We start from the raw sequence: 14,991 nt of genomic DNA, 5'->3' as shown, positions 1-14,991 counted from the left end.
CCATTTCTGCTCCGCAGCAGCCTTGCTGCGGGAGGTCTATGTGGGCTACCAGGGATTGAGTGGTGGTGCGGTGGAGCCGCGGATCACGAGCCGGGCGGCGGGGAGGTCGACGTCGTCGGCCGTTCCGTTCTCCATCAGGGCGAGCAGCGTGGTCGCCGCGGCCCGGCCCCAGACCATGGGCGCGGCACTGACGGTCGTCAGCGGCGGGTACACGTAGCGGGAGAAATCGATGTCATCGTAGCCCGTGATCGACAGGTCCTCGGGAACCCGGATGCCGAACTCGTGGGCGACTCCGAGGCCCGCGATGGCCATCGGGTCGTTGGCGAAGACGATCGCGGTCGGCGGCCGGTCCTGGGTGAGGAGCCGGCGGGTGGCGTCCGAGCCGTCCGCCATGGAGAAGTCCGTTTCGACGGTCTGGCCCTCGGGCAGTCCCGCGTCCCGGAGCGCCGCGGCGAAAGCCTCCCGGCGCCTGCTGCCGTGCAGCAGGGCCGAGTTGCCCGCGACGTGCGCGATGCGGCGGTGGCCGAGGGTGACCAGGTGCGCCACCGAGGCGGTGATCCCCGGGCTGTCGTCCACGGATACGGCGGGAAACGGGCTGTCGCCGTCTGGGCGGCCGAGCGTGACGGCCGGGAGGCCCAGTTCGGACAGGAGCGGAATGCGGGGGTCGTTGTGTCGCAGGTCGCTGAGGAAGACGCCGTCGACCCGGCCGTCGGCGACGAGTGAGCGGTAGGTCTTCACTTCCCTCGCCTCGTCGGGCACGACGCTGAGCACGAGGGTGCGGCCCTGGTCGGTGAGGATGCTCTCGACGCCCGCGATGAAGGAGGTGAAGAACGGGTCGGAGGCGAGCACATCGGGGTTCCGGGCGATGACGAAGCCCAGGGCGAAGGAGCGCTGGGTGGAGAGCGACCGGGCGCGGAGGGAGGGCTTCCAGCCGAGTTCGGTGGCAACCTGCAGGATGCGGGCGCGGGTCTCGGCGGCGACGCCGGGGCGGTCGTTCAGGGCGAAGGACACGAGCCCCTTGCTGACGCCGGCCTGCTTGGCGACGACGGCGATCGTGACTTTCTCGCGGTTCACGGGTGGCCTCCTCATTGACAGCCGATCCAACTGAACCGGTTTAGAGGAAGGCTATACCGGTTTAGTCCGCCTCGTCAAGGTCCGGCCCGGATCCGCCCCGCACCCCGGGCGGCGGTTTCCGTGTCCCGGGTCCCCGCCCCATTGAAGGCCCGTCTCCCGCGGCCTATCGTGAGGGCACCATGGAATGGTTCGATGCGGGAGACTATGAGGTCGCGCGGCAGGTACTGCAGCGCGGCGTTGCGGCGTGCTATCTGATCGGCTTCGTCTCGGCAATCAACCAGTTCCCCGTGCTGCTGGGCGACCGAGGTCTGCTCCCGGTGGCCCGGTTCACCCGGCAGGTGCGATTCCGCCAGTCCCCGAGCCTGTTCCACTGGCGCTACTCCGACCGGATGCTGCGCGTGCTTGCGTGGTCGGGGGCCGGTCTGGCGGCGGCCCTGGTGGCCGGCCTGCCCCAACTCGCACCGCCCTGGCTGCCGATGGCGTGCTTCCTCCTGCTCTTCGCCGCCTACCTGTCGATCGTCAACGTGGGCCAGACGTTCTACTCGTTCGGCTGGGAGAGCCTGCTGCTGGAGGCCGGCTTCGTGGTGGCGTTCCTCGGCTCCAACGACGTGGCTCCTCCGCTGGTCGTGATCCTGTTCTGCCGCTGGCTCCTGTTCCGCCTGGAGTTCGGCGCCGGCCTGATCAAGATCCGCGGCGGCCAGGAGTGGCGCGACCTGACCGCTTTGTACTACCACCACGAGACCCAGCCGATGCCGAACCCGGTCAGCTGGTTCGTGCACCACCTGCCGAAGTGGTTCCACCGCGGCGAGGTCCTGGGCAACCACTTCGCCCAGCTCGTCGTGCCGTTCTTCCTGTTCGCGCCCCAGCCCCTCGCATCCGTTGCCGGCCTGATCGTGATCCTGACCCAGGGCTGGCTCGTGCTCACCGGCAACTTCGCCTGGCTCAACTGGATCACCATCGTGCTCGCCTTCTCCGCGATCGACGACACCAGCATCCGGTTCGTGCTCGGCCTGGCCCCGCCGGCGCCGGCGGGGGAGACGCCGCTCTGGTTCGTCGTCGTGGTGCTCGCCGCGACCGGGTTCCTGCTGGTGCTGAGCTGGTGGCCGCTGCGCAACCTGTTCGCCCGCCGCCAGCTGATGAACGCGAGTTTCAACCGCTACCACCTGGTGAACGCCTACGGCGCTTTCGGCACGGTCACGAAGGAGCGCTTCGAGGTGGTCGTGGAGGGCAGCGACGCCGCCGACCCCGGCGACGAGTCCGGGTGGCTGGCCTACGAGTTCCGTGGCAAACCGGGCGATCCGGCGCGGATGCCCCGCCAGTTCGCGCCGTACCACCTCCGGCTCGACTGGCTGATGTGGTTCCTGGCGCTCGGAACCCGCGACACCCGGTGGTTCGAGATGCTCCTGGCCCGGCTGCTCGAGGGGGACCGGGCGACACTGCGGATGCTGCGCGCGAACCCCTTCCCGTCCGGCCCGCCCCGGTACGTGCGTGCCCGGGTCTTCCTGTACCGGTTCTCCACCCCAGCCGAGCGTCGCGCGACCGGCGACTGGTGGGTGCGCTCCGAGGTCGGAATGCTCGTGCCCCCCGTCTCCCTTCCCGGAGGGACCCGTGCCTGACGTCAACGTGGTCGGTGCCGGACCCAACGGCCTCGCAGCCGCGGTCGTGCTGGCCCGGGCCGGCCTGTCGGTGCAGGTGATCGAGCAGTCCGGGGCGGCGGGCGGGGCCCTGCGCACGCAGGAGCTGACCCTGCCGGGATTCCGGCACGACGTCGGCTCCGCCGTGCACCCCGCCGCCCTGGCCTCCCCGTTCTTCCGGGAATTCGGCTTGACCGGGCGGGTGCCGTTCATCGTCCCCGAGATCTCCTACGCGCATCCGCTGGACGGCGGGCAGGCCGCGGTCGCCTGGCTGAACCTCGACCGCACGGCCGACGCCCTTGGCCGGGACTCGCGTGCTTGGGCGCGGGTGTTCCAGCCCCTGCTGAACCGCCTCGACGGCGTGGTGGGCTTCACCGGCAATCAGCTGCTCCGCTGGCCCGACGACCCCGTGGCCGCGGCCGCCTTCGGCGCACGGGTGCTCCTGCTCGGCACGGCGGCCCGGCGCCTCGTGTTCCGGACAGAGGCGGCGGCGGCGCTCTTCGCCGGCGTGGCCGCCCACACCCCCGGCCGGCAGCCGTCCCCGGCCTCGGCGGGCGCGGGGCTGCTGCTCGCCGCGCACGCCCACGGCCGCGGCTGGGGGTACCCGGTCGGCGGTTCCCAGGCCATCGCCGACGCGCTCGTCGCCGATCTGCTCGCGCACGGCGGCAGCCTGCGGCTGGACACCGAGGTGCGTTCCCCGTCCGACCTGGAGCCCGCCCGGGTCACCCTGCTCGACACGTCGCCGGGCTTCCTCGCCCGGTTCGCCGGCCCCCGCCTGCCCGATCGGTACCGCCGGGCACTGGCGCGCTTCCGCTACGGCGCCGGGGTGGCGAAGGTCGACTTCGCCCTCTCCGGCCCGGTCCCGTGGACGAATCCGGATGTGGCCCGGTCGCCCACGGTGCACGTCGGCGGCACCCGGGCCGAGGTGGTCGGCGCCGAACGCGAGGTGGCCCGGGGGCGGTCGGCGGAGCATCCGTTCGTGCTGGTCACCCAGCCCAGCGTGCTCGATCCCACGCGGGCGCCGGCGGGCTGCCACGTGCTGTGGGCCTACGCCCACGTGCCGCCCGGCTCGGACGAGGACCTGACCGAGGCGATCGTGTTGCAGATCGAGCGCTTCGCGCCCGGATTCCGGGACACGATCCTGGCCAGCACCGCCCGGTCCGCCCGGGGGATGGCCGCGCAGGACCCGAACCTCGTCGGCGGCGACATCCTCGGCGGCGTGGTGTCGCTCCGCCAGCTCGTCAAACGCCCGGTGGTGTCATCCCGGCCCTGGCGGACGCCGGTCCCCGGCCTCTACCTCTGCTCGGCGTCGACCCCGCCCGGTCCCGCCGTGCACGGCATGAACGGATGGTACGCGGCCACCCTGGTCCTGCGGCACGAGTTCGGCCTCGCCGCGTTCCCGTCGCTCGCGCCCGACAGCACGGCACCCGACAGCGCCCGCGCCTGAGCAGCGCCACGGCTCGGGGTCAGTCCTCATCCGTCTCGTACCGGGCCGGCTGTTCGGGTGCGCGGAGGCGGTCGATCTCCCGGCGTTCCCGCTTGGTCGGGCGCCCGGCGCCGCGATCGCGCATCGGGAGCAGCGCCACCTCCTCCCGGGGCGGGGGCGGCGGGGTCATGTCGACGAAGCACTCCGCCGCGACCGGCGCGCCGACGCGCTTGGTGACGATCTTCGCCACCACCAGCACCCGGTCGAAGCCGCTGCTGCGCACCCGCACCTCGTCGCCCACGCGCACGGGCTGGGCCGACTTGGCCCGTTCGCCGTTGACCTTGACGTGACCGGCCCGGCAGGCCGCGGTGGCCTGGGAGCGGGTCTTGAACATCCGCACGCCCCAGGTCCAGCTGTCGACGCGGGCTGAGCCCAGAGGTTCCATGCCTCGACTCTAGGCCAGGCGGCTAGAACGGTCCGAGCATCACCCAGGCGATGAGCAGCATCGTGACCAGGAAACCGGTCAGGAAGTTGAGCCAGAGGAACCGCTTCCAGCCCGCGTTCGCGGTCTCCGCGCGCTCGTCCGTGACCGAGCGGAACGGCCAGGCCGCACCGATGTACGGCAGCGCGAGCACCGCGCCGAGCAGTCCGGGCCAGCCGGTGAAGAGCATCAGCAGCCCGGCGAGGGCCCAGAACGCGATCGCCAGGCGAACGGTGCGCGCCGCGCCGAGTGCGGTCGCGATCGAGGCGATCCCGCCTTCCCGGTCCGGCACGATGTCCTGCACCGCGCCGAACGCGTGGCTCGCCATGCCCCAGAGGAAGAACGCGAGGAGCAGGGCCACCAGCCCGGGCGTGAAGACGGCGCCGGCCACGACCAGGCCGTAGACCGCGGGGCTGACGAAGTGCGTGCTCGACGTCGCCGAGTCGATGAACGGGCGTTCCTTGAACCGGAGGCCGGGCACCGAATAGGCGGCGACGGCGAAGAGGCTGATCGCGAGCACGAGCCAGGACAACGGATGCCCCGTGCCGGCCAGCAGGAGCATCGCCGCGAGCACGGGAACCGCGGTCACCACCCCGGCGACCAGCACCAGCCGGTGCAGGCCCGGGTCGAGCATGGCGCCCTCGACGCCGCCCTTGCGCGGGTTGCGGAGGTCGGACTCGTAGTCGAAGACGTCGTTGATGCCGTACATCAGCAGGTTGTAGGGAATCAGGAAGAACAGCGTTCCCACGATGAGCAGGGCGTCGACCCGGCCCGTGGTCACGATGTAGGCGGCCGCGAACGGGTAGGCCGTGTTGACCCAACTCAGCGGCCGCGACGAGAGCAACACCTGGCGGGTCTTCCACAGCGTGGGGGTGGGGGTCTCAGTCATCGGTCTCAGTCATTCGTTTTCTTTCCAGCAGCGCCCAGACCGCGGGCAGCAGGAGCGCTGCCCCCACAGGATAGGCGAAGTCTTCGATCGGGGCCACACCGATGCGCAGCCCGGAGATCCGGTTCGGATCGTAGTCGACCAGCCCGATCGCGATCATGATGTTGTCGAAAATGGCCGTCAGCACGATCACGACGGCCAGAGCTATCAGGGTGGCGGCGATCCCGCGCCGGGAGAGCGCGCCGCGGCGAACGGCCACGAGGTACACGGCCGCCGCGAGCACGAGGAAGACACTGTTCAGGAGCAGGTACGTCATCCGTGTGTCCCGTCGTCGACGCCGGGGCGGGCCGGCCGGGCGCCCCGCCGACCCAGGAGGAGGCGCGCGCCCTGCACCGCGTTCAGGGTGAGGTAGCAGAGGAAGGTGAGGAAGACGAGTTCCTCCACCGGCAGCTCCGGGGCCAGCTGCAGGCCCGTCATCAGGTCGGTCTCGCCGCGATAGAAGATGCCCAGACCGATCCCGAAAAGGTCCCAGAGCAGGAAATACGCCACCCCCGCGCCGAGCACCACGGATGCCCGCACCGGGTTCTGCCAGAAGGACAGCCGGAAGCGCGCGTCGAGCAGCACCATCGCGCCCAGGCTCGCCAGCAGGGTCAGCAGGTAGGCGACCTGCACCGCTACCGGGCTTCCGGCCGGGCGTGCCGCACGGAGTTCGGCAGCGGTTTGTCGGGCAGCGGCTCCGGCAGCGGTCCGGTGGACGTGTCCGCGTTGATGCGTTTGAGCAGGATCTCAGCGCTGATCAGGCACATCGGAAGCCCGATACCCGGAATGGTGGTGCCGCCGGCGTAGAACAGGCCCTCGACCTTCGCGGAGGCGTTGGAGCCGCGCAGGAACGCGCTCTGACGCAGGGTGTGCGCCGGGCCAAGGGCCCCGCCGCGCCAGGAATTCAGGTCGTCGGCGAAGTCGCTTGGGCCCACGGTGCGGCGCACCACGATCCGATCGAACAGGTCGGGGATGCCGGCCCACTCGCTGAGCTGACGGATGGTGTCGTCCGCGATCTTCTCGATCGTCGGCGAACCGGCGCCGTTGATCCCGCCGTGGCCGAGGCCCGGGTCGGCGGGGATCGGCACCAGCAGGAACATGTTCGTGTGCCCCTCGGGGGCGACGCCCGGGTCGGTGGCGCTGGGCATGCACGCGTAGAAGGAGGCCGGCGAGGGCACGCTGGTCGTCTTGCCGAAAATGCGGCCGAAGTTCTCGGCCCAGTCCTCGGTGAAGAAGAGGGTGTGGTGCTTCAGCTCGGGAAGGTCGCCCCTGATCCCGAGCATCACCAGCACGGCGCCGGGTCCGGAGACCTTTTTGCGCCACCAGCTCTCCGGGTAGGTCCGGGAGGCGGCCGGGAGCAGCTCGGTTTCGGTGTGGTGCAGGTCGGCGGCCGAGACGACGGTGTCGGCGTCGAGGGTGACCAGGGTGCCGTCCTCCGTGCGGTAGCTGACGCCGGCGACGGCGGTCCCGGCGCCCGGGGTGGTGCGGATGGCCGTGACTCTCGCCCCGGTGATCACGGTCACGCCCTGGGCGCGGGCGATGTCGGCGATGCTGTCGATCAGCCGTGTGAACCCGCCCTGGGGATAGAGCACGCCGTCGGCCATGTCGAGGTGACTCATCAGGTGGTACATCGAGGGGGTCTGGTCCGGGGAGGAGCCGAGGAACACGGCCGGGTAGCCGAGGATCTGGCGCAGCCGGTTGTCCTTCACATAGCCGGCGGCGAACCGGTCCAGCGGCTGCAGGAGCAGGCGCGCCAGCCGACCGAGCCGGCGGAGGACATCCGGAACCAGCAGCGGCCGGAAGCTCGCGAAGCTCGTGTACAGGAAGCGCTTGACGGCCATGTCGTACGTCTCTTTGGCGGAAACGAGGTAGCGGTCGAGGGCGGCACCCGCGCCGGGTTCCAGGCTTTCGAACAGGGCGATGTTGTCGGCCCGCTCGGCCGCGATGTCCACCGGCTCGCGGGTGTTCTCGAAGAACACGCGGTAGCCGGGGTCCAGCCGGGTCAGGTCGAGCTGTTCGGCGGAGGACGTGCCGAACAGACGGTAGAAGTGGTCGAACACCTCCGGCATCAGGTACCACGACGGACCGGTTTCGAATCGGAACCCGTCCACCTCCCAGGAGCCGGCCCGGCCGCCGAGGGTCGCGTGCGCCTCGAGCAGGGTGACCCGGTGGCCGTCCCTGGCCAGCAGGGCGGCGCTGGCCAGCCCGGCGATGCCGCCGCCGATGACGACGGTGTGCCCAGCGGCGTGTCCAGCCGTGCTGCTCATCGCTTCCACGCTCCCGGGCCGAACGATGCGGCGAGTGCAATCATGATTTTCTCCGGATCCGGCACCCGTACCCGGGCGCTCATCAGTGCTCGCGCGGGGGTGACGCGCAGCTTCGCCGACAGGCGGGCGAAGAGGCGGTGTGCGGCGGCGACCGCGCGGCGGCTCCCCACCGGAAGCATGGGCAGCACGCGTGCGGCTGCGTCGAGGTCGGCGTCCATATCGTCGAGGAGCTCGTTCTTCTGTGTCTCGGTCAGGGTGAGCAGGTTCACGCCGGGGAAGTAGTTGCGTCCGAGGGCGTCCCGATCGGCGGCCAGGTCGCGCAGGAAATTGACCTTCTGGAACGCGGCGCCGAGGCTGCGGGCGCCGGTCTCGAGCACCTCGAGCTCGGCGGCCGTGCGCGGGGTGTCCTGAACGAAACAGCGCAGGCACATCAGCCCGATCACCTCGGCCGAACCGTAGATGTACTCCGCCACGCCGGCGGCATCGAACGGCGACGGGTCGAGGTCGCGGCGCATCGAGGCGAAGAAGGGCGCGGTCAGGCTCGTCCCGATCCCGGCCTCCCGGGCGGTCGCGGCGAAGGCGTGCACGACCAGATTGGTGCTGAAGCCCGTCTCGATGGCCCGGCCGGTCTCCCGTTCGAGCCCGTCCAGCAGCTCCCGCTGGCCGCCCACGCTGACCCCGGCCTGACTAGCGGCGCCGTCCACGATTTCGTCGGCGATCCTAACGAGGGCGTAGATGGTGCGCACCTGGCTGCGCACGCGCGGCTCCAGGAGCCGGGCCGCGAGGCCGAACGAGGTGGAGTAATGGCCGATAACCGTGGCCGAACTGGCCCGGGCGGCGGCGTTGTACTTGGCGATGCCGGTGTGCTCGGCGGGGGTGTCCCGGATCATCGGCTGCGATTCACTGCGGTGCCGGCCAGGGTGGTGAGCAGCGCCCGGAGCGCCGCCGGGATGGCGGGGGTGTCCAGCGCCCGGGCGGCGCGGTCGGCGTGGTCCGCGGCGAGCTCGGTCGCCGACTGCAGGGCGCCGCAGTCCCGGATGCTGGCACGAACGGCCTCGGCCTCCGCCTCGGTGAGGTCTGCCTTTCCGATGAAGGGGGCGATGCCGGTCCAGGCCGGTGTGGTGCCCGCATGGGCGATCAGGGCCGTCTGCTTGCCTTCACGCAGATCGGTGAGCACGCTCTTGCCGGTCACCGCCGGGTCCCCGAACACGCCGAGGATGTCGTCGGTGAGCTGGAAGGCCACCCCGATCAGCCGGCCAAACGCACCGAGGGCGTCGATCGCTTCGGCCGAGGCGCCGGCGAGGACCGCGCCGGCCTGCAGGGGTGCTTCGAAGGAGTACACGGCCGTCTTCTGCTCCAGCGTCGACACCACCCGGTCCACCGACAGGGGATGCTTCGAGGCGGTGTTGGTCACGTCCGCCAGCTCCCCGGCAGCGGACACGAACACGGCCCGGTCGAGAAGGTCGAGCAGTCGCCCGCGCAGTTCGAGCTCCACCGGAAGCAGGGCGAGGGCGCGGTGCGCTTCGCTGAGGGCCAGGTCGCCGGCCAGGATGGCGGCGGTCGCCGCCCAGGCATCCGCCTGGTCTTCGGCTCCGTGGGCGTGCGCCCGCTCGGCGAACGTGCCGGCGATGTTGGCCACGCCGCGTCGGGCCAGGTCCCGGTCGATCACGTCGTCGTGGATGACGAATGCGGTGTGCAGCAGCTCGAAGCTCACGGCGACGGGGGTTGCCAGGGTGAGGTCGGTGCCTCCGAGGCCCGAGAACGCGGCCAGCACGAGGGCGGGGCGCACCCGTTTTCCGCCCGTGCTGGCCCGCTCGAGGCAGTCCCAGAGGGCGACATAGTGGTCCCCGTAGTCACTGGCCCGCAGGCGTGCCGCCGCGAAGAAGCGTCCCAGTTCCGTTTCCACCCCGACGGTCTGGATTTCATGCATCGAAGCTCGTCAGTTCGGCCAGCTGCAGGCCGAGCCAGGGGCTGAAGGCCCAGGGGGCGTCGCGCACGGCACGCTGGAGGGTGGCAGGGTCGACCCAGGCGAACTCCATCACCTCGTCGGGGTTGGGAACCGGGTCGGCGTCCGCGCGGGCCAGGTAGACCGGGCAGATCTCGTTCTCGACGATGCCGCTGCTGTCGACGGCCCGGTAGCGGAAGTCCGGCAGCGTGACGGCCAGGTCCGTGACCTCGAGGCCGAGTTCGAAGCGGGCACGGCGCGTGATGGCCTCCGTCATCGGCTCGTCGGGCAGAGGGTGGCCGCAGAAGGAGTTGGTCCAGACGCCCGGCCAGGTCTTCTTGGCCAGGGCTCTCCGGGTGACGAGCACGTCGCCGGCCGGATTGAGCACGTGGCAGGAGAACGCGAGGTGCAACGCCGTGTTCGTGTCGTGCACGATGAGCTTGGGGGCAGTGCCGATTTCATGCCCCGCTTCATCCAGCAGAACCACGAGTTCCTCTAGCACTTCGACCCCTGCATAGCTGCCCTTTCTGGCGTTCCAGCAAAGATACCGGAAAAAGTGTCTAACTTTGTTAGCTAAATCTGAGGCTAGCACGCAGCACCGTGCGGACGCGACATCCGGGGGACTGGCGGGGCGGGTCAGGGCGAGCCGGAGAACGCTTAAACTGAGGGGGTGAACACCCCCGCAGCAGACCATGTGCACGCCCTCCTCGCCTCGTACCCCGATTTCCCGCAAGCGGGCATCCTGTTCCGCGACCTCAACCCGGTGTTCGCCGACGCCAAGGCGTTCCGGTCCCTGATCGACGAACTGGCCGGCCGGTTCGACGGCCAGTTCGACGCCGTCGCGGGCATTGAGGCTCGCGGCTTCCTGCTGGCCGCCGCCGTCGGCTACGCGGCGGATGTCGCCGTGCTCGCCGTGCGCAAGGGCGGCAAACTGCCCGGCTCGGTGCTGAGCGAGGAGTACGACCTGGAATACGGATCGGCGTGCCTCGAGCTCGAGATCGGCCAGCTGGCCGCCGGCTCGCGTGTGCTCGTCCTCGACGACGTCCTGGCCACCGGCGGAACCATCGCCGCCACCTCGCGCCTGGTCGAGCGGGCCGGTTACCACCTGGCCGGGGTCGGCGTCGTGCTCGAGCTGACCGACCTGGTCGGCCGGTCCCGCCTCGGCGACGCCCCCGTGCACGCCATCGTGGCCCTTTAGTAGTTCCCGTTCCGGTCGAGAGTGGCCGCTGTGCCGGGCACTCTCGACCGGAACGGGCACGGTCGCCCGACGACCGGGTGACACCGGGCAACACGAAGGGTTTTCACGGCCGGGGTGCCCCATGCTTGTGCCATGAGCAGTAACGGCGACAGGTGGGTGTACGGGCCCGATGGCGGCAAGTTCTGGGGGCTGTTCGGCGCTGCCGGCCTGCTGGTGCACCACCTCGAGCTGGGGGTGCTGCTGCAACACCGCGCTCTCTGGAGCCATCAAGGTGACACCTGGGGGCTGCCCGGGGGAGCGCGGCACGAACACGAGACCGCCCTCGAGGCGGCGCTGCGCGAGGCCGGGGAAGAGGCCGGCGTCCCGGCCGACCTGGTCACGGTGCAGTTCAGTTCGGTCCTGGACCTCGGGTTCTGGTCGTACACCACGGTGGTGGTCCGGGCCACGGAGCCCTTCGACCCGGTGATCAGCGACCAGGAGAGCATTGCGCTCCGCTGGGTCCCCACCGAACAGGTCGGGGATCTTCCGCTGCATCCGGGATTCGCCGCCAGCTGGCCCGCCCTGCGCGCCCGTCTCGCCTGAGCCGCGCTACGGCGCTTCCCTGACCACGTCCGCCGGCGTTTTGTCCGGGCGCCACCCGCGCCAGGACGGATGCCGGAGGCGGCCGGCCGCGGTCCAGTCCGCGAACTCGACCTCGCCGACGAGCACCGGACGAACCCAGCGGGCGTCCCGGGCGTCGGCGACGGGCACGTCCGCGAACGGGCCGTCCGCCGTTTCGAGGGGGTCCAGCCGGGCCCGGAGGTCGTCCAGGTCCCGGTCCCGGAAGCCCGTACCCACCCGGCCGATATAGCGAAGCCGGCCCCCATCCGGGATTCCCATCAGCAGAGACCCCGCCGAGCCCGACCGCCGGCCGTTGCCGGGCCGCCACCCGCCGATGACGACCTCCTGGCTGAGATGATGCCTGATCTTGATCCACGACCGGGAGCGGCGCCCGGCCTGGTAGCGGCCGTCGAGGGTCTTGGCGACCACGCCCTCCAGACCGAGGTTCCGGCTGGATCGCATGGCCTCGGCGGAGTCGCCGTCGAAAGCCGGCGGAACCTGCACCGCGCCGGTCACCTCCAGGATGTCCGCGAGGACGGCCCGGCGTACGGCGTAGGTGCGGTCCAGGAGCGGCTCCCCGTCGCGTTCGAGCACATCGAAGGCCATGAACCGCACCGGCGTCGCCGCGACGGCGGCGTCGATCTGGCGTCGGTCGGTCAGGCCCATCCGGGTCTGGAGCAGGCCGAAATCCGGCCGCCCGGCGCGGTCGAGGGCGACGATCTCCCCGTCGAGCACGGCCGAATCGGCCCGGAGGGCGCCGGGCAGCGTCGCCACCAGCTCCGGATAGGCCGGCGTGACGTCGTTGCCGTTTCGGGTCAGCAGGCGCACCTCCGCGGCGGGATCGTCCTCCGCCCGGACATAGGCCAGGGCACGGATCCCGTCCCACTTCATCTCGAAGGCCCAGGCGTCGTCCTCCGGCAGATCGGTCACCGAGCCGAGGGTGGCGAGCATGGGCCGGTAACGGATGCGCCGGTCGGCCCCGGCGGAGGAACCGACGCTCCCCGAACGCGCCGGCGGATACGACCCGGACGAGGGCCGGGGCTTCATCAGGTGGATCAGCCAGTTCTTGCCGCCGGTGCGGATCAGCGCGAACCGGGCCGATCCGTTCAATCCTCCGCGCGGCTCGCCGTTCAGGGTGGCGATCACCTCGTCGTCCCGCCATTTCTCCAGGTCGTACGCGCCTCGGTCCCAGATGCTGACCGTGCCGGCACCGTACTCACCTGCCGGGATGACGCCCTCGTACGCGCCGTATTCGAGCGGGTGGTCCTCCGTCCTGACGGCGAGCCGGTTCTTCGCCGGATCAGTCGGCACGCCGCGCGGCAGGGCCCAGGAGGCCAGCACCCCCTCGTGCTCGAGGCGCAGGTCGTAGTGCAGATTGCGGGCATGGTGCTCCTGGATCACGAAGGACCGGCCGTCGCCCGCCGTCACGACGCCGGCCGGCATCGGCTCCGGGGTCGTGGACGCGTCTCGCTTGCTGCGGTAGACGGCCAGGGCATCCGCCCCCGGCCCGCCGACGGCGGAGACACCGGCCGGGTCCCCGCCACCCGAGTGCGCGGTGAGCAGGCCGGCCAGCGGATCGCCCCCGCGCTCGACCCGGTGCATGGCCTGCCGAAAATCGACCTGCGCGAGGCCGGGGGAGGCCAGCTCGCGCCAGGTGCGGGGCATCGCGACCATGGGGCACAGCGTCCCGCGCAGGGAATACGGCGTGATGGTCGTTTTGGAACTGTTGTTCTGGCTCCAGTCCACGAACACCCGGCCAGGGCGCTTCGCCTTCTGCATATCGCTGACCACCTGGTCCGGGTGGTCGGCCTCGAGTGCCCGCGCCAGTTCGTGGGCGACCTGCGAGACCTGCTCGGACGTGTGGCTCAGGTCCAGGGCCGCATACAGATGGATGCCCTTGCTTCCGCTGGTAACGGGCAGCGGGTCGAGACCCATGTCCCGCAGGATCGCCCGGGCCAGGCGGGCGACCTCCGCGCACTCGGACAGGCTCACCCCCTCGCCCGGGTCGAGGTCGAGCACGAGCCGGTCGGGATTGCGCGGACTGCCGTCCGGCCCGAACTGCCACTGCGGCACGTGGATCTCGAGGGCGGAGATCTGGCCCAGCCAGGTCAGCGTGGCCAGGTCGTTCACCAGCGGGTACTCGTTCACGTGGTGAGTGTGCTGCAGCCGGCCGCGCCTGACCCAATCCGGGGTGGAACTGTCGAGGTTTTTCTGGAAGAAGACGTGGCCCGGTCCCTCCGCGGTCCCGACGCCGTGCACCCACCGCTTGCGGGTGGCGGGCCGGTTGGCGGCGTGCGGGATCAGCACGTCGGCCACGGCGGCGTAGTAGCCGAGCACATCCGCTTTGGTCGTGCCCGTCTCCGGGTACAGCACCTTGTCGAGGTGGGTGAGCGTGATCCGGCGCCCCCCGACCATCACGACCTGCCTCGAACCCCCGTGTTCCGGCACCTCGCTCATGAGGTCAGCATGCTCTCCGGTCCCCGGCGCCGCTAGGCCGTGCAGGCTAGCCCCGGGCCCGTGACCGGTGTCTACTGAGGGAATGAGATCGTTCTGGAAAGGCGCGATCACCTTCGGACTCGTCAATGTGCCCGTCAAGGTGTACAGCGCGACCGAAGACCACGACGTGGCGCTGCACCAGGTGCACGACGCGGACGGCGGGCGCATCCGGTACCAGCGGCGGTGTGAGAAGTGCGGCCGCGTGGTCGACTACGCCCATATCGGCAAGGCCTGGGACAGCGGCGACAGGACGGTGATCATCTCGGATGAGGACCTGAGCCGGCTGCCGGCCGAGCGAAGCCACGAGATCGAGGTGGTCGAATTCGTGCCCAGCGAACAGCTCGACCCGATCATGTTCGAGCGCAGCTACTACCTCGAACCGGACGGGTCGTCGGCCAAGGCGTACGTGCTGCTGCGCCGGGCGCTCGAGGCCACGGATCGCACCGCGATCACGCGGTTCGCGCTGCGCCAGAAGACGCGCCTCGGGGCGCTCCGGGTGCGCGATGACGTCCTGCTGCTGCAATCACTGCTCTGGAGCGACGAGGTGAGGGACGCCCGCTTTCCCGCCCTCGACGAGCCGGTGCGCATCTCGGCCCAGGAACTCGAGCTCTCGGCCGCCCTCGTGGAATCGTTCGCCTCCGACTTCTCCCCGGAGGATTTCCGGGATGACTACCAGGACCAGCTGCGGGAACTCCTCGACGCGAAACTCGCGGCCGGGGACGCGGTGGACACCGAGGCCACCCTCGGCCGTCCGACCGGCGAGGAGGGCGGGGGAGAGGTCCTCGATCTGATGGAGGCCCTGCGCCGCAGCGTGGAGCGGAGCCGCAGCGGGCAGCAGGACCGTGGTTCGGAGCAGAAGAAGCCGGAACACGGACGGGCCCAAAAACGCGGGTCGGTCGGCTGACGGGATGGCGCAGACCGATCCGGCGGTGCCTCGGTAGACTC

At 70.8% G+C, this 14,991-nt stretch carries 15 protein-coding genes; 5 read left to right on the top strand and 10 right to left on the bottom strand.

The genetic code is table 11. The features are described 5' to 3' along the window. Positions 1-45 precede the first annotated feature (45 nt). Positions 46-1,074 (bottom strand): LacI family DNA-binding transcriptional regulator, encoded by a 1,029-nt coding sequence (locus E3T37_RS13105; RefSeq protein ID WP_241985536.1) that lies wholly within the window; start codon positions 1,072-1,074, stop codon positions 46-48. A 179-nt stretch (positions 1,075-1,253) separates the two neighbouring features. Between E3T37_RS13105 and E3T37_RS13100 the strand changes: the two genes are divergently transcribed. Beyond that, complete coding sequence (locus E3T37_RS13100) at positions 1,254-2,690, top strand: lipase maturation factor family protein (protein ID WP_134367476.1); 1,437 nt, start codon at positions 1,254-1,256, stop codon at positions 2,688-2,690. Then, positions 2,683-4,155 (top strand): NAD(P)/FAD-dependent oxidoreductase, encoded by a 1,473-nt coding sequence (locus E3T37_RS13095; protein WP_134367474.1) that lies wholly within the window; start codon positions 2,683-2,685, stop codon positions 4,153-4,155. Before E3T37_RS13100 ends, E3T37_RS13095 begins: the two co-directional genes overlap by 8 nt. Before the next feature lie 19 nt (positions 4,156-4,174). Here the strand turns inward: E3T37_RS13095 and E3T37_RS13090 are convergent, their stop codons facing one another. The 8 genes from E3T37_RS13090 to idi are packed head-to-tail and all read right to left on the bottom strand — an operon-like array spanning position 4,175 to position 10,239. Further along, positions 4,175-4,579 carry an RNA-binding S4 domain-containing protein gene (locus tag E3T37_RS13090; protein WP_134367472.1) on the bottom strand — a complete coding sequence of 135 codons (405 nt, stop codon included), beginning with the start codon at positions 4,577-4,579 and terminating at the stop codon, positions 4,175-4,177. 22 nt (positions 4,580-4,601) lie between these two features. Next, entirely contained in the window at positions 4,602-5,504 is a 903-nt protein-coding gene (locus tag E3T37_RS13085; RefSeq protein WP_134367470.1) for a prenyltransferase, read from the bottom strand. Continuing rightward, positions 5,497-5,817, bottom strand: coding sequence for a lycopene cyclase domain-containing protein (locus tag E3T37_RS13080; protein ID WP_134367468.1), 321 nt, complete (start codon positions 5,815-5,817; stop codon positions 5,497-5,499). Before E3T37_RS13080 ends, E3T37_RS13085 begins: the two co-directional genes overlap by 8 nt. Next, complete coding sequence (locus E3T37_RS13075; RefSeq protein ID WP_134367466.1) at positions 5,814-6,173, bottom strand: lycopene cyclase domain-containing protein; 360 nt, start codon at positions 6,171-6,173, stop codon at positions 5,814-5,816. The genes E3T37_RS13080 and E3T37_RS13075 overlap by 4 nt, the downstream gene beginning before the upstream one ends. A gap of 2 nt (positions 6,174-6,175) precedes the next feature. Next, positions 6,176-7,807: a phytoene desaturase family protein gene (gene crtI / locus E3T37_RS13070; RefSeq protein ID WP_134367464.1), complete on the bottom strand. Its 1,632-nt coding sequence runs from the start codon at positions 7,805-7,807 to the stop codon at positions 6,176-6,178. Then, positions 7,804-8,697, bottom strand: coding sequence for a squalene/phytoene synthase family protein (locus E3T37_RS13065; protein WP_134367462.1), 894 nt, complete (start codon positions 8,695-8,697; stop codon positions 7,804-7,806). The genes crtI and E3T37_RS13065 overlap by 4 nt, the downstream gene beginning before the upstream one ends. Further along, complete coding sequence (locus E3T37_RS13060) at positions 8,694-9,737, bottom strand: polyprenyl synthetase family protein (protein WP_134367460.1); 1,044 nt, start codon at positions 9,735-9,737, stop codon at positions 8,694-8,696. The genes E3T37_RS13065 and E3T37_RS13060 overlap by 4 nt, the downstream gene beginning before the upstream one ends. Then, entirely contained in the window at positions 9,730-10,239 is a 510-nt protein-coding gene (gene idi, locus E3T37_RS13055; protein WP_241978655.1) for an isopentenyl-diphosphate Delta-isomerase, read from the bottom strand. Before idi ends, E3T37_RS13060 begins: the two co-directional genes overlap by 8 nt. 183 nt (positions 10,240-10,422) lie before the next feature. Between idi and E3T37_RS13050 the strand changes: the two genes are divergently transcribed. Together E3T37_RS13050 and E3T37_RS13045 are read left to right on the top strand one after the other, a co-directional pair. Beyond that, on the top strand, positions 10,423-10,950 hold the full coding sequence (locus tag E3T37_RS13050; RefSeq protein ID WP_134367456.1) for an adenine phosphoribosyltransferase: 528 nt from the start codon (positions 10,423-10,425) through the stop codon (positions 10,948-10,950). Positions 10,951-11,082: 132 nt separating this feature from the next. Further along, positions 11,083-11,532, top strand: coding sequence for an NUDIX hydrolase (locus tag E3T37_RS13045; RefSeq protein ID WP_134367455.1), 450 nt, complete (start codon positions 11,083-11,085; stop codon positions 11,530-11,532). Between the two features lie 6 nt (positions 11,533-11,538). Here the strand turns inward: E3T37_RS13045 and E3T37_RS13040 are convergent, their stop codons facing one another. Beyond that, positions 11,539-14,007 (bottom strand): ATP-dependent DNA ligase, encoded by a 2,469-nt coding sequence (locus tag E3T37_RS13040; RefSeq protein WP_134367453.1) that lies wholly within the window; start codon positions 14,005-14,007, stop codon positions 11,539-11,541. Between the two features lie 82 nt (positions 14,008-14,089). On the opposite strand from E3T37_RS13040, the gene E3T37_RS13035 reads away from it, so the two are divergent. Continuing rightward, positions 14,090-14,950 (top strand): Ku protein, encoded by an 861-nt coding sequence (locus E3T37_RS13035; protein WP_134367451.1) that lies wholly within the window; start codon positions 14,090-14,092, stop codon positions 14,948-14,950. Positions 14,951-14,991: the final 41 nt, after the last annotated feature.

Source organism: Cryobacterium sp. TMT2-10, from assembly GCF_004403075.1.
GTDB lineage: Bacteria > Actinomycetota > Actinomycetes > Actinomycetales > Microbacteriaceae > Cryobacterium > Cryobacterium shii.
This window is presented reverse-complemented; position numbering and strand designations above follow the sequence as displayed.

Bases quoted from the DNA above. Each gene is read 5' to 3' on its own strand.
- E3T37_RS13100 (WP_134367476.1), top strand. From the start codon at position 1,254: ATGGAATGGTTCGATGCGGGAGACTATGAGGTCGCGCGGCAGGTACTG.
- E3T37_RS13090 (WP_134367472.1), bottom strand. From the start codon at position 4,579: ATGGAACCTCTGGGCTCAGCCCGCGTCGACAGCTGGACCTGGGGCGTG.
- E3T37_RS13085 (WP_134367470.1), bottom strand. From the start codon at position 5,504: ATGACTGAGACCCCCACCCCCACGCTGTGGAAGACCCGCCAGGTGTTG.
- E3T37_RS13080 (WP_134367468.1), bottom strand. From the start codon at position 5,817: ATGACGTACCTGCTCCTGAACAGTGTCTTCCTCGTGCTCGCGGCGGCC.
- crtI (WP_134367464.1), bottom strand. From the start codon at position 7,807: ATGAGCAGCACGGCTGGACACGCCGCTGGGCACACCGTCGTCATCGGC.
- E3T37_RS13065 (WP_134367462.1), bottom strand. From the start codon at position 8,697: ATGATCCGGGACACCCCCGCCGAGCACACCGGCATCGCCAAGTACAAC.
- E3T37_RS13060 (WP_134367460.1), bottom strand. From the start codon at position 9,737: ATGCATGAAATCCAGACCGTCGGGGTGGAAACGGAACTGGGACGCTTC.
- E3T37_RS13045 (WP_134367455.1), top strand. From the start codon at position 11,083: ATGAGCAGTAACGGCGACAGGTGGGTGTACGGGCCCGATGGCGGCAAG.
- E3T37_RS13040 (WP_134367453.1), bottom strand. From the start codon at position 14,007: ATGAGCGAGGTGCCGGAACACGGGGGTTCGAGGCAGGTCGTGATGGTC.
- E3T37_RS13035 (WP_134367451.1), top strand. From the start codon at position 14,090: ATGAGATCGTTCTGGAAAGGCGCGATCACCTTCGGACTCGTCAATGTG.